The sequence below is a fragment of the Peptoniphilus sp. Marseille-Q6390 genome (assembly GCF_965119475.1).
The window spans coordinates 109,483-128,972 of sequence record NZ_CBCPLS010000001.1; the positions used below are offsets into that span (position 1 = coordinate 109,483).

Consider the following 19,490-nt stretch of genomic DNA (forward strand, 5'->3'; position numbering starts at 1 on the left):
TCCTTAGAAATTTTAAATTAAATATATAAACTGGGAAGACCTAATTTTTCAAAATATATTAGCAAAAGTAAAGCGATACCACAAATTAAATTTGTTACTATAACAATTTTATGTTTGCGCAAGATGGCGAATTCATCGGGTTAACATCTTGAATAAGAAAGCCTTTCTGGGGTATCATAGAAAAAAGGAGGTTTTTCTATTGAAGAAAAAATATTTTGGACTTAATCTTCCAATGTTATTGGTTTTATCTGCAATTGTTTTTATTGCAACATATATGGGAGTTTTGTCAAAGGATTTAGCGGGCGGAGTTGCCCTGATGTTCGCAATAGGTATTATTTTATATGAAATTGGTGAGAGGATTCCAATTTGGAACACTTATGTTGGTGGTGGACTTGTTCTTGCCTTCTTGGGTACAGCAATTTTAGTTTATCTGCATGTTATACCAGAAGAATATGTAGAACTTATTTCATCTGTTAACTCAAAGCCTATGGGAGTATTAAACTTCTTTATCATAATGCTTATCTCTGGTTCACTTCTTGGACTAAATAGAGACCTTATGATCAAGTCTTTTGCAGGATATATTCCAGCAATCCTTGGTGGAGTTTTAGGTGCTGCCATTCTTGGTATCATTGGAGGACTTTTCTTTGGAGTTTCTCCAGCAAACACTATTTTAAAATACGTTCTTCCTGTAATGGGTGGAGGTAACGGTGCAGGTGCAGTTCCACTAAGTCAAATTTATGAAAGAGTTACAGGAGATGCTGCTGCAAACTACTATGGATTTGCTATTTCAATTCTTACAATTGCAAATATCTTCGCTATTATTGCTGGTGGTATTTTAAATAAGATTGGTGAAGCAAGAAAGGGTCTTACAGGAGACAAGAAAACTCTTATGAGATCAGCTCCTGAAATTGAACAAAATGAAGAAAAATTCACAACACAATTAAAGGACTACGCTGGAGCAATCTTAATGGGTCTTACTTTCTATCAATTAGGTAGGCTTGTAGCTGATAAGATTTGGGATCCACTTGTTCCTTCAGTGCCAATTCACCCATTTGCTTTTATGATTATTATTGTTGCTCTTGCTAATGGACTTGGACTTGTTCCAGGATCACTTAGACAAGCCGCTAAGGAAGTTCAATCTTTCTTCACAAAAAACATTGTAATCTTAATTATGGTTGGTGTTGGTGTTGAAACTGACCTTAATGAACTTATAGCTGCAATTACTTTTGGTAATGTTGTTATGGCATTTTTAATTGTTGTTGGTGCTGTAATTGGTTCAGGACTTGTTGGACACCTTGTAGGATTTTTCTTTGTTGACTCTGCTGTTACAGCAGGCCTATGTATGGCAAACAGAGGTGGATCTGGTGACTTGGCAGTTCTTGGAGCAGCTGACAGAATGGATTTAATTTCTTATGCACAACTTTCATCAAGACTTGGTGGAGGTATAATACTAGTCATAGGATCAATACTCTTTGGAACGCTCATGTAGACTAGGAGGGATTTTTTTGAAACTAAAAAAAGAAGCCATGGCCGGAACTCTTGAGTCAAATGATATTTTAATCACTATTGATGACGGAGAAGGCATATCTATTGAACTGGAAAGTTCAGTAAAAAAACAATTTGGTAAACAAATTGAAAAAGTTATAAGAGAAACTTTAAAAGAATTAGATGTAGAAAATGCAAAAGTTACTGCAGTAGACAAGGGTGCCTTGGACTACACAATTAAAGCAAGAGTAGCAGCAGCATGTTTTAGAGCAGCTGAAAGCACAGAATATAATTGGAGCTGATATTTTGAAAGAGAGATTAAGAAGAACAATGATGTTTCTTCCAGGTAACAACCCTGCAAACATCACTGATGCTCACATCTATGGTCCTGATTCAATTATGATTGACCTTGAAGATGCTACGAGCATAAATCAAAAAGACGCGGCAAGATTTTTAGTTTACAATGCACTAAAAACTCTAGACTACGGAAAAACTGAAGTTGTTGTAAGAATTAACGCCCTTGATACACCTTTTGGACGTGAAGATATTAAGGCAGTTGTAAAGGCTGGGGTAGATGTTATAAGACTACCAAAGTCAGAAACTGCACAAGATGTTATAGATGTAGATGAAATAATAACAGAAGTTGAAGAAGAAATGGGTTGCCAAGGTAGAACCCTAATGATGGCAGCTATTGAATCTCCAACTGGAGTTATTAACGCAGTTGACATTGCTAAGGCATCACCAAGAATGATGGGTATTGCTCTTGGTGCAGCTGACTATGTTACTAACCTAAAGACTCAAAGGTCTAAACACGGTTGGGAACTTTTCGCAGCAAGAAGTCAAATTGTTTTAGCAGCAAGAAACGCAGGCATTGCTTGCTTCGATACAGTTAACACAAACCTTGATGACATGGATGCCTTTAGGGAAGAAGTTCAATTTATTAAGGACCTTGGATTTGATGGAAAATCTGTTATCCACCCTAAACAAATTGCAGTTGTAAATGAAGTTTACACACCAACTGAAAAAGATATTACGAAGTCACTTCGTATTATTGCAGGTTCTAAGGAAGCTGAAAGAAGAGGCTCTGGAGTTATTACTGTTGACGGCAAGATGGTTGACTATCCAGTTATTGCTGGCGCACAAAGAGTTCTAGACCTTGCAGTTGCAAGTGGAGTGCTAAAGAAGGAGGATATTGATGAACTATAATAAAAATGCAGTAGGAAGAGATATCCCTGAATACCTTGAAGGCATTGGCGAACTTGTTCCTTTCAAAGGCGAAGGTAAATATCTTAGAACTGAAAGAAAGGCTTCTCCAAAAATCAGATATGGAAATAGAAGTGAGAAAAAACTTCTAGGTTCTATTGAAGAAGCTGTTAAGAAAAGTGGACTTAAGGACGGAATGACAATTTCCTTCCACCACCACCTAAGAAATGGTGACTATGTTGTAAATATGGTTATGCAAGTTATTGCTGATATGGGCATCAAGGACCTAACACTTGCTCCATCATCACTTTCACCATGCCACGACAAACTAATTCCACTAATTGAACAAGGTGTTATCACTGGAATTCAATCATCTGGACTAAGAGGAGAACTTGGAGAAAAAATTTCACAAGGTATCCTTAAAAAACCTTGTATCATTCGTTCCCACGGTGGACGTGCAAGAGCTATCGAAGATGGAGAACTTCATATTGACGTAGCTTTCCTTGCAGCACCAGCTTGTGACGAATATGGAAACATTAATGGTCGAGAAGGAAAGGCAGCTTGTGGATCACTTGGTTATGCAATTGTTGACGCACAGTATGCTGACTGCGTAATTGCAATCACAGATAACCTTGTACCATTCCCAAATATTCCTGCTTCAATTGGCATGATGTATGTTGACTATGTTGTAGAAGTTGATGCAATTGGTGATCCAAAGGGAATTGTTTCTGGATCAATTAGATTTAACGACAACCCACGTGACCTATTAATTGCTAACAACGCAGTTAAGGCAATCAAGGCATCTGGACTTTATAAGGATGGATTTAGATTCCAAACTGGTGCAGCAGGTTCAACTCTTGCAGTAGCAAAACTTCTTCGTGAAGAAATGAAAAAAGATGGCATCAAGGCTTCAATGGCCCTTGGTGGAATCACAGGTTATATGGTAACAATGCTTGAAGAAGGTCTAATCGATGGTATCTACGATACACAATCCTTTGACCTTGACGCAGTAAGATCAATTCGTGAAAATCCAAAACACTTTGAACAAACTGCATCATCTTACGCAAACCCTAACAACCCAACTCCTGCAGTTAACACTCTAGACTTTGTATTACTTGGAGCTCTTGAAGTTGACACTGACTTCAACGTAAACGTAATGACAAGATCAGACGGAGTTATCAACCAAGCAGTTGGTGGTCACCAAGATACAGCACCAGGTGCAGAAATGTCACTTATACTTGCACCGCTTGTAAGATCAAGAAATCCAATTGTCAAAGACAAGGTTACAACAGTTTGTACACCAGGAGAATCTGTTGACGTAATCTGTACTGACTATGGTATTTCTGTAAATCCAAAGAGACAAGACTTAATCGAAAAATTCCAAAAAGCTGGAATTGAACTTAAGGACATCAAGGAACTACAAGAAATGGCAGAAAAACTTACAGGAAAACCTGAAGAAGTTGAATTCTCTGACGAAGTAGTTGCAGTTGTAGAATACAGAGATGGTTCTATAATCGATGTAATTAAGAAAGAAGCTTAAAAATAAATTCTAACTATACTAATAAAAGGGAGGCAAGAGCCTCTCTTTTTTGTGGGATTTTATAGGACCATGAGAAGTTGGTAGGTTTTGTTAGCTTACAAAGTGGTGGATGAGCTTAAACTTATAAGAAACTGTGAAGTCCTAATAAGGCATAAGGTGATAATAATTTATTAAGTCATAAAAAGCTGTAAAATTATAAGAAGTTATGAAGTGATAAGAAATTATAAAGTAACAAGGACTTACGAGTTTATAAAAAATTATTAGCTCATAAAAATTACAAGCTTACAATTTTTACTAATTGACATAAAAAAATTTTGATGCTATTATAATAAAAAATAACTCAATAAGAGGAAGAGTATCCTTTTTGACTGATTAAAGAGAGCTTCGTTTGGTGAGAGAAGTAGAAGAAGATTAGGAGAACATGGTCCTTCTTGAGGGTCTGTCGATATTTAGATAGGCACGGGAGCGCCCGTTATAGCGATAGAGTATGATAGTACTTGAAGAGTCTTTCAGCGCGAGTTGGGAGAGAATTAAGGTGGTAACACGAAATAGCTTTCGTCCTTTATGGATGGAAGCTTTTTTATTGTCTTCCTTCCTCAAGTACAAATAAAAAAAGAGGAGAATAGAAATGCCGTTAATAATACCAAGAGATTTAATCGTTGAAGAAGTTTTACAAAGAGAGAATATTTTTACAATGAGGGATTCCTCTGCCATTAAGCAGGACATAAGGCCCCTTAGCATAGCCATTGTAAACTTGATGCCCAAGAAGGAAGAAACTGAGCTACAACTCTTGAGGATGCTTTCAAACACAGCCCTTCAAATTAATATTGACCTTGTGAGGATGGAGTCCTACGACCCAAATAACTCCGACACTAAGAGGTTGAAGTCCTTTTACAAGACTTACGATGACATAAAAAACAACAAGTATGACGCCATGATAATTACTGGGGCGCCAATTGAGACCCTAGCCTATGAAAAAATAAAATACTGGGACGAGCTAAAGACAATTTTTGAATTCGCCAAGAAGAATGTCTACTCCACAATGTTTATCTGCTGGTCTGCCCAAGCTGCCCTCTACCACTACTACAAGATTGAGCACAAGCTTAGCAATGAAAAAATCTTTGGAGTATTTGAGTTTGACAAGCTAAAAGAAAATAAAATTGTAAAGGGCTTTGATGATAGCTTCTTGGTTCCAACATCAAGGCACACTTATGTTGACATCGAAGACTTTGAAGACTTTTCTGACTTGGAAGTCCTTGCGGCAAGACCTGACACTGGAGTATCCCTTGTGACAACTAAGGACAATAGGTTCGTCTTTAATTTTGGACACTGGGAATATGACAAGGACACCCTCCACAATGAGTACATCAGGGACCTTTCTCAAGGCAAAAAGATCAGCCCACCAATAAATTATTATGAAGACAACGACCCTAAGAAGGACATAAAAATTAGGTGGAGGTCTGCGGGCAACCTCTTCTTCTCCAACTGGCTCAACTATTGTGTCTACCAAGAAACTCCCTTTGCCATTGACAGCATAGAGGGCAAGTCAGTTTCAAAATTTGGGGGCAGCTCCCTAAAGGATGCAGGACAATTTGCCAAGGTGAAGAAAATTATCTTCTCCAAGGAGGACAGGGACGTAATTGTGGTTTCTGCTCCGGGAAGAAGATTTAAAAAGGATACAAAGATCACTGATGAATTGATTTCTCTTTCTGACAAAAACTTGAGGATTGAAGAAGTTAGGGAAATTATCAAGTCCCTTGAAGAAGAGTTGGAAGTACAGAACTTAACTCGTGACAAGCAAGTTGAAAAAATTAAAAACAGGTTTTTGTCCATAGCAGAAGACTTGGAACTTGAAGAATTTTGGGATGATGAATTGAAATTTGTCTTTGACGAGATAAAAGATTCTAGGGACAAGGACTTTATTGTGTCCAGGGGAGAATACTTAAATGCCAAGCTCCTTGCCAAATATTTGAACTACGACTTTATCGATGCCAAGGACCTAATAATCTTTGACGAGAGGGGACAAGTTGACATAGAAAAGTCCAAGAGGGCAATCCAAAGTCACATTGGAGAAAATAAAAAGGCAGTTGTCCCAGGCTTCTATGGCAGCGACAAAGAGGGCAAGATTGTAACATTTACAAGGGGAGGCAGCGACTACACAGGAAGCCTCATTGCCTATGCTCTTGACTCCAAGGTCTACGAAAACTGGACTGATGTAAATGGAATCATGACATCTGACCCCAACAGAGACCCAGATGCTAAGACTATTGACAAGCTTTCCTACACAGAACTCAAGGAAATAATCGGCGAGGGAGCCCAAGTCTATCAAGAAGATGCCATAAGCCCCGTTGCCAAGAAAAATATAACTATAAAAATATTAAACACCAACAACCCAGAAAATCACGGGACAATTATAAAGGATTAAGCTTAGACCCTCTCGTAGGGTCTTTTTGCTTGCAAATAAAAAAGGCCTGCCTCTGCAAGCCTCCTAATAAATTTAATTATAGAGATTCAACGATTTTTTCTGTTAGGTCAATAACTCTTTCTGTGTAACCCCATTCGTTGTCGTACCAAGAAATAAGTTTAACCATTTTGCCGTTAACAGTTGTAAGAAGTGAATCGAAAATAGATGAGTGAGTGTCGCCAATAATATCAGAAGAAACAAGTTCGTCTTCAGAGTAGGCAAGGATTCCCTTTAATTCATTTTCAGATGCTTTCTTAATAGCTGCATTGATTTCTTCAACTGTAGCTTCTTTTTCAAGTTCAAAAGTAACGTCAACTAGGGATCCAGTTGGAACAGGAACTCTTAGGGCAAAGCCAGTTAAGATTCCATCAACTTCTGGAATAACTTTTCCAACAGCCTTAGCTGCACCAGTTGAAGTTGGGATTATATTTTCTGCGCCCATTCTTGCACGTCTCATGTCCTTCTTGTGAACACCATCGTGGATGTTTTGGTCGTTAGTGTAAGCGTGAACAGTGGACATAAGTCCCCTCTTGATTCCAAAGTTTTCTAAGATAACCTTAGTCACTGGAGCAAGACAGTTTGTTGTACAAGATGCGTTAGAGATAATGTCGTCCTTTTCTGGGTCGTACTTGTCGTCGTTAACTCCCATTACAACTGTAAGCATCTTGCCCTTGCCTGGAGAAGTTAAGACAACTTTTTTTGCACCACTTTCAAGGTGGCCTCTTGCTTGTTCTTCGTCCTTAAAGGCACCAGATGAATCGATTACAACATCAACACCAAGTTCTTTCCAGTTCATCTTGTCTGGAGTTTTTGATTCAACGAAAGTAACTTTCTTTCCATTGATGATCATTCCGTCGTCAGTGAATTCAATTTCACCAGGGAATTTTCTATAGATTGTATCGTATTTAAATAGGTGAGTTCTTTCTTTTAAAGTTTTTTCTAAATTTCTTACAGCTACGTGAGTAACTTCAAAATTAACATCGTCTCTTAGGGCCCAGATTCTTAGTGCGTCTCTACCAATTCTACCAAAGCCCATTATGCCAACATTTTTTTTCATAAAAACCTCCATTGTTCATTGCATTCTTATCTTCATTATAACATAAGTAGATAAAAGTGAAATTCAAAAATTATTGTGATAGAATTAGGAAAAAGGGAGTGGGATTATGAAGATTGGAATAAGTAGAGAAAATGCCCTAAAGCTTTTAAAGGAATACAACAAGGAAGAATTTCACATAAGACATGCCTTGACTCTTGAAAGTGTTATGGGCTACTTTGCAGAAGAATACGACAAGGACAATGTAGACTTTTGGAAGATGGCAGGACTTCTTCACGATGTTGATTACGAAAGATACCCTGAAGACCATCTAAAGAATACGCCAGCGATTTTAAGTGGGGCAGGTGGAAGTGAGGAACTCATCCACGCAATAATGTCTCATGGGTCTGGAATATGTTCTGATGTTGAACCAGAACTCTTTATGGAGAAGGTCCTCTTCGCTGCAGATGAGCTTACAGGACTAATTTATGCAGCATCACTTATGAGGCCATCAAAGAGCACCAAGGACATGAACCTAAAGAGCGTAAAGAAAAAGTTTAAGGACAAGAAGTTCGCAGAAGGCTGCTCTCGAGATGTAATAAAAAGAGGGGCAGAAAAGCTTGGATGGGAACTTGATGACCTAATAGAAAAAACTCTACTTGCAATGCAAGATAGGGAGGACTTAATCGAAGAAGGCTTAAAAAAGGAAGTAACTTGTTAAAAAATGCCAAATTATCGTATAAATTCGTTGATTAGCAAGCCTTGCTGTGTTAGAATTTATATGTTATAGAAATTTAAGGGAGGTATAAGTTTGCAAACTTTATTATCTATTATAATTATTATTGCGAGCATAATTGTAATAACTGTAGTTGCACAAATGGAATCAGAACAAGCTGGTCTAGGAACTCTTCAAGGCGAAGAAACTAGCATGTGGGGATCTCATAAGGGTTCTAGTAAAAAAGATATCCAAAACAAAGTTGTTATTGGTTCAAGCATCGTTTTTGTACTTGCACTTATTGTATTAGCTGCAATTTAATTAAAATTTAAGGAGGATTAGAATGAATATGTTATATCTAGCTCCTATCGTCGGCGTTTTGGCACTACTATTTGCTGCATACAAGGCAAGTTTCGTGTCAAGACAAGATGCCGGAAATGAAAGAATGAAGGAAATTTCTTCTTACATTTCAGAAGGAGCTATGGCATTTTTAACAAGAGAATACAAGGCTCTTGTTGTATTTGTCGTTGTACTTGCAATTATCTTGGCAGTAGGACTTAAATCAATTCCAACTGCTATTTGTTTCGTAGTAGGAGCTATCTTTTCAGTAGCTGCTGGTTATGTTGGTATGAAGGTTGCTACAAAAGCAAACGTTAGAACAACAAACGCAGCATGGAAGGGTGGCCTAGGTAAAGCCCTTGACGTTGCCTTTTCAGGTGGAGTTGTAATGGGAATGTGCGTTGTTGGATTAGGAATTATTGGTATTTCTTGCGCATACTTCTTAACAGGTGGACAAACTGAAATCATTACAGGATTTTCACTTGGAGCATCATCTATTGCACTTTTTGCAAGAGTTGGTGGTGGTATCTACACTAAGGCTGCAGACGTTGGAGCTGACCTTGTAGGTAAAGTTGAAGCTGGTATCCCAGAAGACGACCCAAGAAACCCTGCAGTTATCGCTGATAACGTAGGAGATAACGTTGGGGACGTTGCTGGTATGGGAGCTGACTTATTTGAATCATACGTTGGAGCACTTCTTTCAGTTATTACTCTTGGAGTAGTAGCTTATGGAGAAGAAGGCGTTACATTTGGTATGCTTGTTGCAACAGTTGGTATTCTTGCATCAATTGTAGCTGCTTTCTTTGTAAAGGGAGACAAGAACCCACAAAAAGCTCTTAACGCAGGTGAATATGTAGCAGCTGCTGTTACAATGATCGCTTCAGCACTTTTATCAAACTACATCTTTGGAAGTTTTTCACCATTTGCACCAGTAATCATTGGTATTGCAGTTGGTCTAATAATTTCTAAATTCACAGAATATTACACAGCTGATGATTATGCACCAGTTAAGAGAATTGGAGCAGAATCAGAAACTGGTTCTTCAACAAATATTATTGCTGGACTTTCTGTTGGTATGATGTCAACAGTTGGACCAATCATCATTATCGCTGTTGGTATTATTGCATCTTACCTTGGAGCTGGCGGAAGCGCAGATCCAATCGTAGGACTTTACGGAATTTCTCTTGCAGCTGTTGGTATGCTTTCAACAACTGGTATGACAATTGCTGTAGACGCTTATGGACCAATCGCAGACAACGCTGGTGGTATTGCAGAAATGTGTGAACTACCAGAAGAAGTTCGTGATATTACAGACTCACTTGACTCTGTTGGTAATACAACAGCAGCTATAGGAAAGGGATTTGCAATTGGATCAGCAGCACTTACTGCCCTTGCACTTTTCGTTTCTTACATTAACGCTACTGGTCTTAGTGGAATTGATATTTCAAAACCAGAAGTTATAGCTGCAACATTCGTTGGTGGTATGCTTCCATTTGCCTTCTCTGCACTTACTATGTCAGCAGTAGGTAACGCAGCATCAGAAATGATTGACGAAGTAAGAAGACAATTTAGAGAAATCCCTGGAATCATGGAAGGTAAAGCAAGACCTGAATATGCAACTTGTGTTGACATCTCAACAGGTGCTGCTCTTAAGCAAATGATCGTACCAGGACTAATCGCTGTAATTGTTCCAGTACTAGTAGGTCTACTACTTGGTACAGAAGCCCTAGGCGGACTTCAAGCCGGAGCTCTTGTAACAGGCGTACTAATGGCAATCTTCATGTCAAACGCTGGTGGAGCTTGGGACAACGCTAAGAAATACATTGAAGGTGGAGCACACGGTGGTAAGGGTTCAGAAGCTCACAAGGCAGCTGTAACTGGAGACACAGTTGGTGACCCATTCAAAGATACATCAGGACCTTCTCTTAATATTCTAATTAAACTTATAACTGTTGTATCCCTTGTATTCGCACCACTATTTGTTGCACACGGTGGACTATTCCTATAAAAAAATAAATCTGTTAGAGAGAAATCTCTAGCAGATTTTTTATTGCAAACTATATTAACTTTTATGGACTCTGTCAGAATTTATCGGCAGAGTCTTTTATAATTTAAAGAAAACTAAATTAAATATAAAAGGCAGCATAAAGACCAGCAATAAAATTAGAAAATGCATGTATAATCCAACTAGGAATAATTGATCCATCTGATGATTTTTCATTTACATAGCCCATAGATAAGGCTATAAGGCTTGTTAATAAAATAATTAAAATAGATTTTAAATTACCAACAAGAGGAAAGAACATCACTCCATGCAATATACCAAATAGTAGTCCTTGTATAAAATTTGCCTTAGCAAATCCCAACTTATTGGCAAGTCTTTTTAAGATAAAGCCTCTGAATAAGATTTCTTCAGGAAAAGAAGTATTAAAGACTGCATAGATAAAAATTGCAGGAAGGGCAGCAAACCTAAGTCCTTGGAATTCTGTAGTTGCATTTTCTATATTTTTTAAGCTATTAAGAAGAATTAAGCTTATCAATAAATAAAAAGTTGTCACTATAATAATTGCAAGTGCTGTCTTCTTAGCTCCTTTTATTTTTTTCAGTCCTATCCAATCTGTAAACCTTTCTTGTTTTCTTGCTGAAAAGTACCAGAAAAGAAAGGGAAGGAGAGAAAATAATATGATTTCTAGTAAACTGTTGATGATTTTATTTATTGCTAAGGTCATTTTGTACTCCCAATTAAAATAATATTTGTAACCACTTAGGCATAAAATTTTAAGAATTTAACTCATGCTTAAAGTATAAAAACTTTAAAGGCTAATTAATATTTTTTATTGTAGCACAAGAAAATATTATTTTTTCTAGCTTCTTTTAAAATTTTTGTAAAATTTTTATAAAAGCTTCTTACAAAAAAACCACCAGCCTGTAAATTTAGCCAGTGGTTGTGATTTAAAATTTATTAGCAATCTGTTGGGTCTAGTAGGTTGTTTAATGTCTTTACGTGAATGCCAGTTGCATTCTTTGGAAGGTAGCCTGACTTCTTGTCCCTATAAGCTGTTGCTGCTATGTCTAGGTGAACCCAAGGTGTATTTTCTTTTACGAATTCGCCAACGAAAAGTCCTGCAGTAACAGACCCTGCTTGTCTACCAGATGTGTTCTTGATGTCGGCAACTTCTGACTTGTTTAATTTCTTGAAGTCTTCATCATAAGGGAAGGCCCACATTTTTTCTCCAGCTAGCTTACCAGCTTCAAGGACTTCATTGTAAAAGTCTTCGTTATTTGTAACTGCACCTGTGTAAACTTCTCCAAGGGCAATTGTAACTGCGCCAGTAAGTGTTGCAAGGTCAATAATTTTTTCTGCTCCAAGATTATTTGTTGCATAGTGAACTGCATCGGCAAGGGTGATTCTTCCTTCGGCATCTGTGTTTGCAACTTCGATAGTGAGTCCCTTCATGGAGTCGATTACGTCGCCAGACTTGTAAGCCTGACCTGAAATCATATTTTCACAAGCTGCTACTACGCCAACTATATTTGTCTTTGCCTTGTTCTTTGCAAGGGCATAGATTGTGCCAATAACTGTACCTGCTCCACCCATGTCGCAGTGCATGTAGTTCATGCCTGATGGAGACTTGATGTTGTAGCCACCTGAGTCGTAAGTTAGTCCCTTACCAACAAGGGCAACTTTTTCTGTGTCGGCGTTTTTGTATTCCATAACAATAAGTCTTGGACGATTTGTAGCACCTGCTGCAACTCTTAAAAAGGCCTTCATGCCAATTTTTTCGATTTCGTCTTCTTCATAAACTGTAACCTTAACGCCAGCTTCTTCTAATTTTTCCTTAGCAATCTTAGCAAGAGTCTCTGGATAAATTACATTGGCTCTTTCATTTACAAGGTCTCTTGCAAGGAAGACCCCGTCCATAATATTTTCTATCTTATCAAGACCCTCTCTTAATTTTGCCTCAGGTCCCCTAAAGGCAGTATAGTTTACTGTAAGTTCAAAGTCAGCCTTCTTTTCCTTTACATCAGTTTTCTTTGTGAATTCATATTCACCTTGGCGAAGTCCTTCATAAGCTGCCATAATAGTTTTCTTGTTGCAGATAGAAAGCTCTGGCATTTTTATTTCAACTTCGTGCTCTTGGTTATCTCTTAAAATATTTCCAAGCTCAAAGAAAAGATTTCTCACATCTTCAAGGTCAAGTTCATCATCGCCAAGTCCCATGAAGATTTCGGATTCTTCTTCAAAGCTAGGAAGGTATAAACTTTCCTTAAACTTATAAGCGAACTTTTTCTTTTCAAGATACTCCTTGATTTCACAAGGTAGCTCTTGATCTTTTTTTACGAAGTGGACCTTTAGTCCTCCTTCTTTATACAAATTAAACTTTATCATAATTCACCTCTTATCTTAATTATACATGAGATTTAAAAAAGGTCTAATTTAAAATTTTTATGGTAAGAAATATTGCATTACTATTTTTCTTAGATAAATTGTGATAATATTAAATTATAGAATTTTAACATCAATTTGGGCTTAAACTTCTGAATTGGTGTTTTTTGGGTGGTGTAAAAATGAAAAGAGAATTTAAAGCATCAATAATGTTATTTGCAACAGCAATAATCTGGGGACTTGCCTTTGTAGCACAAGCAGCAGGTATGGAACACTTAGGGCCCCTTTCTTTTACTGCCTCAAGATGTTTTGTAGCAGTTGTATTTTTATACCTAACCTATAAATTTTTTATGATGAAGTCAGCGTCATACAGAGAAGAAAAGTTTGACATGAAGAGGACCCTTGTGGGAGGAAGTATTTGTGGCCTGGTTTTTACAATAGCCATTAACCTCCAACAAGTTTCTCTTATTTATACAACAGCTGCCAAGGCAAGTTTTTTGACAGCCCTCTACATAGTTTTTATTCCAGTAATAGGACTGTTTTTTGGAAGAAGACCAAGTGTAAAAATTATGCTTTGTATCTTCCTAGCCATGGTGGGGACCTACCTCTTGTCTATCAAGGGTGGACTTAAGATAAATAGGGGAGACTTAATTGTAATTTTATCTGCCCTTGTCTTTGCCATTCACATTTTATTACTGACAAAGTACTCAACTAATACTAATGCAGTTTTAGTTTCCCTAGTTCAGTTTGCAGTTTGTGGAGTCATATCTTTAGTGGGAGCCCTTGTCCTTGAAGACATAAGTATGGAGGCAATTTTAAAATCTCAAGCTACAATTCTCTATGTAGGGATTTTGTCCTCAGGGGTTGGATTCACTATTCAACTAATGGCATTAAAGGACCTAGAACCAGTTGTTGCATCAATGATTTGCTCCCTTGAATCAGTTTTTGGAGCCCTCTTTGGTTGGCTTATCCTATCACAAGAGATGACGGAAAGAGAAATCTTTGGAGCTATAATAATTTTCCTGGCAACTATATTTGCCCAAGTCCCAATAGAAACTTATCTTGAGAAAAGACTAGAGAGAAAATTAAATAGGGGATAAAATTTCACAAGAATTTTAAATAGAATAAAAAAATTTTCACAAAGCTAGAGTATAATTAAAGAGAGGTGAAGATATGTCACTATTTAAAAAAATTTTCCAGAAAGCTGGAGAAAAACTAATAACAATTGATGGAGAATATGGATCTGGGGCAAATGAAATTGCCAAGAAAGTTGCAGATAAATTAAATTACGAATTTTATGACGAAAAACTTATAGAGCTTACCAGCCTTGAGAAAAAGGTAAAGCCTGAAGAAATAAAAAAAGATGACTCCTTCTTGCAGGGAACAATCTATGACCTATATAGACAAAACTATTCATACTCCCAAGAAGACATAGCAGTTGACGACGCAGCCTTCCTCTTAGACTCAAGGACAATTAGGGAGCTTGCAAAAAAGAAAAAAGTTGTGATCTTTGGCAAGTGCAGTGACTTTGTCTTGGAAGACTTTCCAAAGCTGTCAATATTTATCTACGCATCAAAGGACTTCAAAGAAGAAAGAATTCTAAACACTTACAAGGTTAAAAAGGACAAGCTTGAGATAAAAATGACTCGTGAGAACAACAGACGTGCCAACCACTATTCCAGGAACACTGGAAGAACTTGGGGCGAGTCAGCCAACTACGACATCTTGATAAACTCATCTTCCTTTGACTTTGAAAGTATTGCAGACCAAATAATAAACTTGGCACAAAATAAAAAATAAGAAATAAGAAACAAAAAGGACATTCAAACTCATGTGGTGAATGCCCTTTTTTTCATTTTAAATTTTCGTCTCTTATGATTTTTATGTCGTACTTGCTTAAAATTGTGTCTGCCCCAAGAATTTCTTGGATTGCTTTCTTTGATTCTTCATCGGCTTCCTTTAAGAGGCCTTTTTTTATTGCCCTCTTTTCCACTTCTGTCTTTTGATCCTTGGAGAAGTCGTTGTAGTCCTCGATGTCAATCCTGTTAAAAATAGATTCCCTCTCGTCATAAACCTTTAATGAGTCCTCATAAATTTCGTGGCTCAAAATTTCTGCTGGTGGAATTTTTATCTCAATAGATTTGTCGCCAACATCAACCTTAATCTTATCAAGATCTATGCCAGCATTGATAAGTCCCTCGTAGGAAACAATAAACTCCTTAGAAGTGAAGGGGACCTTGTAACCGTAAAAGGTATTTTGATTTTCAAAGTGGCCCATGTTTGTGTAGTGGTACTTTAAAGTAGTCAGCTCCTTGGCAGAAACCAACTTGTTGTAAATTAAGCTAGAAGTAATCTCTGGCTCCATCTCGCTTTTCATTTGCCTCTTGCCATAGAAGAAGGCAGCAAAGAGGGCGAGACCAATAAGTAAAATTATAAACAAGCTTTTTTTTAATTTTTTCATTCAAGACCTCCAATCTTAGTTTATAAATAATTCATACCACAGGAGGAAATTCTTAAACCTTAGAAATTAGCTAAAAAGCTTGATAAGATTAATTATTTTATTGTCACAAATATAAATTCTTTGATATAATTAATCAAAAAGATAATGGAGGAAGATTTTATGGACGATGGCGCCTTGTGGGCTAAGCTCATATTAATAGCAATACTTACAAGCATTAACGCATTTTTTGCGTCAGCTGAAATGGCAATGGTTTCAGTAAACAACAACAAGATAAAAGAAATGGCAGAAGATGGAGACAAGAGAGCAAAGACTCTTTTAGATATCTCAGAAGATCAAACGAGATTTTTATCCACAATCCAAGTTGCAATAACCTTGGCAGGATTTTTCTCATCTGGATCTGCAGCTACTTCTATCTCAAAAGTATTTGGAGAATTTTTAAGAGGATACGGGATACCTTATGGTGGGACAGTAGCCTTTATTTTGGTGACTCTTGCCCTATCCTATATAACACTTGTTTTTGGAGAGCTAGTGCCAAAGAGAATTGCCCTACAAAATTCAGAAAAAGTTGCCCTCAAATCATCAGGTGCAATTGCCTTTGCCTCAAAAATATTTTATCCCTTTGTAAAATTACTATCAGTTTCAACAGTAATAGTATTAAAGATTATGGGAAAATATTCAGAGGACGTAGAAGAAAAAATTTCAGAAGAAGAATTAAAATCCTATATAAAAGTTTCAACCCAACAAGGAGTAATCAACTCAGCTGGGGAAGAAATGATAGTTAACATAATGGACTTTGACGACAAGTTGGCATATGAAATCATGACACCAAGGACATCCATTTACATGTTAGACTACGACGAGTTCACAACAGAAACAATAACAGAAGTCTTGAAGATGGGTTACTCAAGGATGCCGGTCTATCGTGAGAACACAGACAACATCCTGGGAACAGTTTACATCAAGGACCTCTTTGTTGAATACGCAAAAAATGATTACGAGTCCATAAACTTGGACAACTGTATCAAGTCCCCTTACTATGTACCAGAAACCAAAAAAATTGACATGCTTCTAAAAGAACTTCAAGCATCCAAAAACTACGTAGCAATCCTAATAGACGAGTATGGAGGCTTCTCGGGCATGGTAACAGTAGAAGACATAGTAGAAGAAATAGTTGGAGAAATCGAAGACGAGTACGACAAGGAAGACCACAGCGTAGAAAAAATTGGCGAAAACGAATATATTGTAGACGGATCCATGGACATAGAAGACATAAACGATGCCCTTGGCCTATCCCTATATTCAGAAAACCACGAAACAATCTCTGGCTTGATAATAGAAAAGCTTGGCTTTATACCAGATGAAAAACAAAAGAAAAAACTTAGCGTCAAGGCAGGCGGCTGCATCTTGACAGAGCTAGCAGTAGCAGAAAAAAGAATAATAAAAGCCAGCATCAAAGTAATACCAGAGGAACAAGAAGAAGCAAAAAGAGAATACAAAGAATTCAATTCATAAAAAATAAAAAAAATGCCCCTAGGTCCAGAAGAACTAGGGGTATTTTAATATTAAAGAGTGAAAAGAGGAAGTAGATTATTTACTTCCTCTCTTTTTATCTTTATGCCCACTCATAAAACAATGTCGTCTCAAAACAAGTTTTGACTCATAAAAATCATATAGGCTTAGGAGATGAATAAAAAACTTTATTTAATGTTTAGAACCTCATCCTTGAACTCTTGTATTGTATATTTTCTAGAGTCTACGCACTTATGAGCGCAGGCAAGGTAGATTAGACCAAAGCGTTTAAGCTCTGTGTTGACAAGTATAAGGGGATAATCATTGTTCCAAGTGACACACTTAAAACCCTTAGATGTTAAGTAGCCATAAAATGAGTTCCTAGCCTTCCTATCCCTATCATAAACTCCATAGGGAATAGAAATGGGTTCTTCCCAATAAGCACCCTTACAATTTTCTCGATAATGTTCATAATAAACTTCCATTAACATATAAACTCCTCCTTTAAATTTAGAGAAGAAAAAAGCACCCATCGAAAGATGGATGCAAGATTAATATGTATCCATCATACAAGCATTAGCACCTTGCCTCATGGTAGGTTGCTGAAGGGTCGATGAGCTTGTCTCTCGCCTTCTCTTTATGGTAAGTTCATTTTATCATTTTTACAAATGATATACAAATGGAATTAATTTTAAATTGACTTAAAAAAGGGCAAAAAAATTGCCGAGACAATCTCGGCGAGTAAAAAGGAATTTAATTAAAAAAGTGTATTAAATAATCTGTTATCAGTTTAACATAGTAACACGAATAAGACAATAAAAATTTTAAAAATATTTTGTGAAATTAAAAAAATTTTATTTGATAAGCTTGTTAAGTTTTTCTTTCTTAATGAATATTCATGACTTTATAAGTATTTACGACTTCGTAAGCTTATATGACTCGATTTAAGTTTATGACTTAACAGATTTTTATGAGTTTATAGATTTTTATGACTTCGCATTATTCTATGGCTTCCTAGTTTATTACAACTTATTTGATATCTATAACTTTGTAGTTTCTCATGACTTTGCAATTTTTTACGAGTCCACAAGTTTTTACGACTTTGTAAATCCCCATAACTTCCTAGATTTTCGTAACTTTATAAAGGATAAAAAATTTTTAAAAATAAATTAGCAGACTACTTGCAAGAGTGCTAATGATGTTGTATAATTTAGATAGTCAAAGATAGTCAAACTAAATTTGACTATGATTTTTATTTTAATTTCACGGAAACGGAAATTAAATAAAAGTCTTAATTTTAAATCCATTTAATTAATTTCTATTATGTTGCAATATTTTTTATTGGGATATAATTAGAGAGAGATTAAATGTTTATATATATGGGGAGGTTACATTTTGAAATACAAAGATTATTATGAAATCCTTGGAGTTTCTAAAGATGCAGATGAAAAGGAGATAAAGAAGGCTTATAGGAAGCTTGCGAAGAAATATCATCCCGACGTCAATCAAGGCGACGAGGCAGCTGCAGAAAAATTTAAGGAAGTCTCTGAGGCCTACGAGGTCTTATCGGATCCCGACAAGAGAAAAAAATATGATACTTTTGGATCTAATTATGATTTTTCATCTGGTTATGATTTCGACCCTTCTCAATATGGTTACACTTATACCACAGGAGGAAGCGGTGCAGATTTCTCAGACTTCTTTGAAACAATTTTTGGTTCTTCTAAGTCTGGTGGCAATTTCTCCGGTGGCTTTAACATAAATGATATCTTCGGAGATTTCTCTTCTAAGGGAAGGGGAAGGTCTCAAAAGAAGGCTAGAAATAAGTTTGAATCTGAACTTTCTATTTCTATCAAAGAAGCCTTTGAAGGTGTGACAAAGAATGTTTCCCTAACTTACAAGCAAAAGGAATATGATGTTGCTGTCAAAGTCCCTGCTGGAATCACTAGGGGCAAGAAGGTCAAGGTCAGGGGAGAAAAGTTTGGTCTTCCCGGAGATATCTTGTTCAAGATCAACATCAAGGACGAAAAAAATCTTGTCCTAGATGGGCTTGATGTGACAAGGACTGTTAACATCTATCCATGGGAAGCTGCTCTTGGCTCTTCTAAGACTGTGGAAACTCTTAGTGGCAAGTTGAAGTTAAAGATTCCTCAAGGCTTTGTTGGTGGCAACAAGATGAGGATTTCTTCTAAGGGCTTTAAGGACCTTAGGGGAAACCTAGGAGACCTCTACGTGGTCTTTAATATTGTAAATCCTAAAGATTTAACTGAAGAACAAGAAAAATTATATAAGGAATTAGAAAAAATAAGTAAATAACAATTTTAATTGATTAAATATATTGAACAAATGAGGTG

17 protein-coding genes, 1 riboswitch and 1 other annotated feature are annotated in these 19,490 nt (G+C 36.7%); of the genes, 12 read left to right on the plus strand and 5 right to left on the minus strand.

Annotated features, from left to right (window positions below; translation table 11 throughout):
* Window positions 1–199 precede the first annotated feature (199 nt).
* The 5 genes from ACWPVO_RS00580 to ACWPVO_RS00600 all read left to right on the plus strand — a co-directional run bounded on the left by ACWPVO_RS00580 (window position 200) and on the right by ACWPVO_RS00600 (window position 6,653).
* A complete protein-coding gene (locus ACWPVO_RS00580; RefSeq protein ID WP_005957015.1) occupies window positions 200–1,489 on the plus strand; it encodes a 2-hydroxycarboxylate transporter family protein in 1,290 nt (429 codons plus the stop codon).
* 16 nt (window positions 1,490–1,505) lie between these two features.
* Window positions 1,506–1,787 (plus strand): citrate lyase acyl carrier protein, encoded by a 282-nt coding sequence (gene citD / locus ACWPVO_RS00585; RefSeq protein ID WP_282924836.1) that lies wholly within the window; start codon window positions 1,506–1,508, stop codon window positions 1,785–1,787.
* Between the two features lie 4 nt (window positions 1,788–1,791).
* Window positions 1,792–2,691 (plus strand): citrate (pro-3S)-lyase subunit beta, encoded by a 900-nt coding sequence (gene citE, locus ACWPVO_RS00590; RefSeq protein WP_412446034.1) that lies wholly within the window; start codon window positions 1,792–1,794, stop codon window positions 2,689–2,691.
* Complete coding sequence (gene citF, locus ACWPVO_RS00595; protein WP_285044035.1) at window positions 2,681–4,228, plus strand: citrate lyase subunit alpha; 1,548 nt, start codon at window positions 2,681–2,683, stop codon at window positions 4,226–4,228. The genes citE and citF overlap by 11 nt, the downstream gene beginning before the upstream one ends.
* 334 nt (window positions 4,229–4,562) lie before the next feature.
* Window positions 4,563–4,794 (plus strand) — a binding site (T-box leader).
* Window positions 4,795–4,856: 62 nt separating this feature from the next.
* Window positions 4,857–6,653 carry a homoserine O-acetyltransferase/O-succinyltransferase family protein gene (locus tag ACWPVO_RS00600; protein WP_454205858.1) on the plus strand — a complete coding sequence of 599 codons (1,797 nt, stop codon included), beginning with the start codon at window positions 4,857–4,859 and terminating at the stop codon, window positions 6,651–6,653.
* A gap of 76 nt (window positions 6,654–6,729) precedes the next feature.
* Here the strand turns inward: ACWPVO_RS00600 and gap are convergent, their stop codons facing one another.
* Window positions 6,730–7,749: a type I glyceraldehyde-3-phosphate dehydrogenase gene (gene gap / locus ACWPVO_RS00605; protein ID WP_195444765.1), complete on the minus strand. Its 1,020-nt coding sequence runs from the start codon at window positions 7,747–7,749 to the stop codon at window positions 6,730–6,732.
* Between the two features lie 106 nt (window positions 7,750–7,855).
* Here gap and ACWPVO_RS00610 point away from each other — a divergent pair, with 106 nt between their 5' ends.
* The 3 genes from ACWPVO_RS00610 to ACWPVO_RS00620 all read left to right on the plus strand — a co-directional run bounded on the left by ACWPVO_RS00610 (window position 7,856) and on the right by ACWPVO_RS00620 (window position 10,787).
* Entirely contained in the window at window positions 7,856–8,446 is a 591-nt protein-coding gene (locus tag ACWPVO_RS00610; protein WP_270674248.1) for an HD domain-containing protein, read from the plus strand.
* 90 nt (window positions 8,447–8,536) lie between these two features.
* Window positions 8,537–8,761: a preprotein translocase subunit SecG gene (locus ACWPVO_RS00615; RefSeq protein WP_148464788.1), complete on the plus strand. Its 225-nt coding sequence runs from the start codon at window positions 8,537–8,539 to the stop codon at window positions 8,759–8,761.
* A 22-nt stretch (window positions 8,762–8,783) separates the two neighbouring features.
* Window positions 8,784–10,787: a sodium-translocating pyrophosphatase gene (locus ACWPVO_RS00620; RefSeq protein WP_270674249.1), complete on the plus strand. Its 2,004-nt coding sequence runs from the start codon at window positions 8,784–8,786 to the stop codon at window positions 10,785–10,787.
* Window positions 10,788–10,905: 118 nt separating this feature from the next.
* On the opposite strand, the gene ACWPVO_RS00625 is transcribed toward ACWPVO_RS00620, so the two are convergent.
* Together ACWPVO_RS00625 and ACWPVO_RS00630 are read right to left on the minus strand one after the other, a co-directional pair.
* A complete protein-coding gene (locus tag ACWPVO_RS00625) occupies window positions 10,906–11,508 on the minus strand; it encodes a CPBP family intramembrane glutamic endopeptidase (protein WP_250342527.1) in 603 nt (200 codons plus the stop codon).
* Between the two features lie 233 nt (window positions 11,509–11,741).
* The gene (locus tag ACWPVO_RS00630; RefSeq protein ID WP_270674250.1) at window positions 11,742–13,169 is read right to left on the minus strand and encodes a leucyl aminopeptidase; all 1,428 of its coding nucleotides are present in this window, start codon (window positions 13,167–13,169) and stop codon (window positions 11,742–11,744) included.
* A 179-nt stretch (window positions 13,170–13,348) separates the two neighbouring features.
* On the opposite strand from ACWPVO_RS00630, the gene ACWPVO_RS00635 reads away from it, so the two are divergent.
* The gene (locus ACWPVO_RS00635; protein ID WP_454205862.1) at window positions 13,349–14,266 is read left to right on the plus strand and encodes a DMT family transporter; all 918 of its coding nucleotides are present in this window, start codon (window positions 13,349–13,351) and stop codon (window positions 14,264–14,266) included.
* A gap of 73 nt (window positions 14,267–14,339) precedes the next feature.
* Window positions 14,340–14,966, plus strand: coding sequence for a cytidylate kinase-like family protein (locus ACWPVO_RS00640; RefSeq protein WP_454205864.1), 627 nt, complete (start codon window positions 14,340–14,342; stop codon window positions 14,964–14,966).
* A gap of 52 nt (window positions 14,967–15,018) precedes the next feature.
* On the opposite strand, the gene ACWPVO_RS00645 is transcribed toward ACWPVO_RS00640, so the two are convergent.
* Window positions 15,019–15,627 carry a DUF4230 domain-containing protein gene (locus ACWPVO_RS00645; RefSeq protein WP_454205866.1) on the minus strand — a complete coding sequence of 203 codons (609 nt, stop codon included), beginning with the start codon at window positions 15,625–15,627 and terminating at the stop codon, window positions 15,019–15,021.
* Between the two features lie 159 nt (window positions 15,628–15,786).
* Between ACWPVO_RS00645 and ACWPVO_RS00650 the strand changes: the two genes are divergently transcribed.
* The gene (locus tag ACWPVO_RS00650; RefSeq protein WP_195444777.1) at window positions 15,787–17,139 is read left to right on the plus strand and encodes a hemolysin family protein; all 1,353 of its coding nucleotides are present in this window, start codon (window positions 15,787–15,789) and stop codon (window positions 17,137–17,139) included.
* A 185-nt stretch (window positions 17,140–17,324) separates the two neighbouring features.
* Here the strand turns inward: ACWPVO_RS00650 and ACWPVO_RS00655 are convergent, their stop codons facing one another.
* On the minus strand, window positions 17,325–17,627 hold the full coding sequence (locus tag ACWPVO_RS00655; protein ID WP_454205869.1) for a hypothetical protein: 303 nt from the start codon (window positions 17,625–17,627) through the stop codon (window positions 17,325–17,327).
* A 68-nt stretch (window positions 17,628–17,695) separates the two neighbouring features.
* Window positions 17,696–17,782: riboswitch (SAM riboswitch) on the minus strand.
* Window positions 17,783–18,531: 749 nt separating this feature from the next.
* Here ACWPVO_RS00655 and ACWPVO_RS00660 point away from each other — a divergent pair.
* Complete coding sequence (locus tag ACWPVO_RS00660; RefSeq protein ID WP_454205871.1) at window positions 18,532–19,452, plus strand: DnaJ domain-containing protein; 921 nt, start codon at window positions 18,532–18,534, stop codon at window positions 19,450–19,452.
* Window positions 19,453–19,490: the final 38 nt, after the last annotated feature.

Coding starts and splice junctions, on each gene's coding strand:
- citF (WP_285044035.1), top strand. CDS start 2,681: ATGAACTATAATAAAAATGCAGTAGGAAGAGATATCCCTGAATACCTT.
- ACWPVO_RS00600 (WP_454205858.1), top strand. CDS start 4,857: ATGCCGTTAATAATACCAAGAGATTTAATCGTTGAAGAAGTTTTACAA.
- gap (WP_195444765.1), bottom strand. CDS start 7,749: ATGAAAAAAAATGTTGGCATAATGGGCTTTGGTAGAATTGGTAGAGAC.
- ACWPVO_RS00610 (WP_270674248.1), top strand. CDS start 7,856: ATGAAGATTGGAATAAGTAGAGAAAATGCCCTAAAGCTTTTAAAGGAA.
- ACWPVO_RS00620 (WP_270674249.1), top strand. CDS start 8,784: ATGAATATGTTATATCTAGCTCCTATCGTCGGCGTTTTGGCACTACTA.
- ACWPVO_RS00625 (WP_250342527.1), bottom strand. CDS start 11,508: ATGACCTTAGCAATAAATAAAATCATCAACAGTTTACTAGAAATCATA.
- ACWPVO_RS00630 (WP_270674250.1), bottom strand. CDS start 13,169: ATGATAAAGTTTAATTTGTATAAAGAAGGAGGACTAAAGGTCCACTTC.
- ACWPVO_RS00635 (WP_454205862.1), top strand. CDS start 13,349: ATGAAAAGAGAATTTAAAGCATCAATAATGTTATTTGCAACAGCAATA.
- ACWPVO_RS00640 (WP_454205864.1), top strand. CDS start 14,340: ATGTCACTATTTAAAAAAATTTTCCAGAAAGCTGGAGAAAAACTAATA.
- ACWPVO_RS00645 (WP_454205866.1), bottom strand. CDS start 15,627: ATGAAAAAATTAAAAAAAAGCTTGTTTATAATTTTACTTATTGGTCTC.
- ACWPVO_RS00650 (WP_195444777.1), top strand. CDS start 15,787: ATGGACGATGGCGCCTTGTGGGCTAAGCTCATATTAATAGCAATACTT.
- ACWPVO_RS00655 (WP_454205869.1), bottom strand. CDS start 17,627: ATGTTAATGGAAGTTTATTATGAACATTATCGAGAAAATTGTAAGGGT.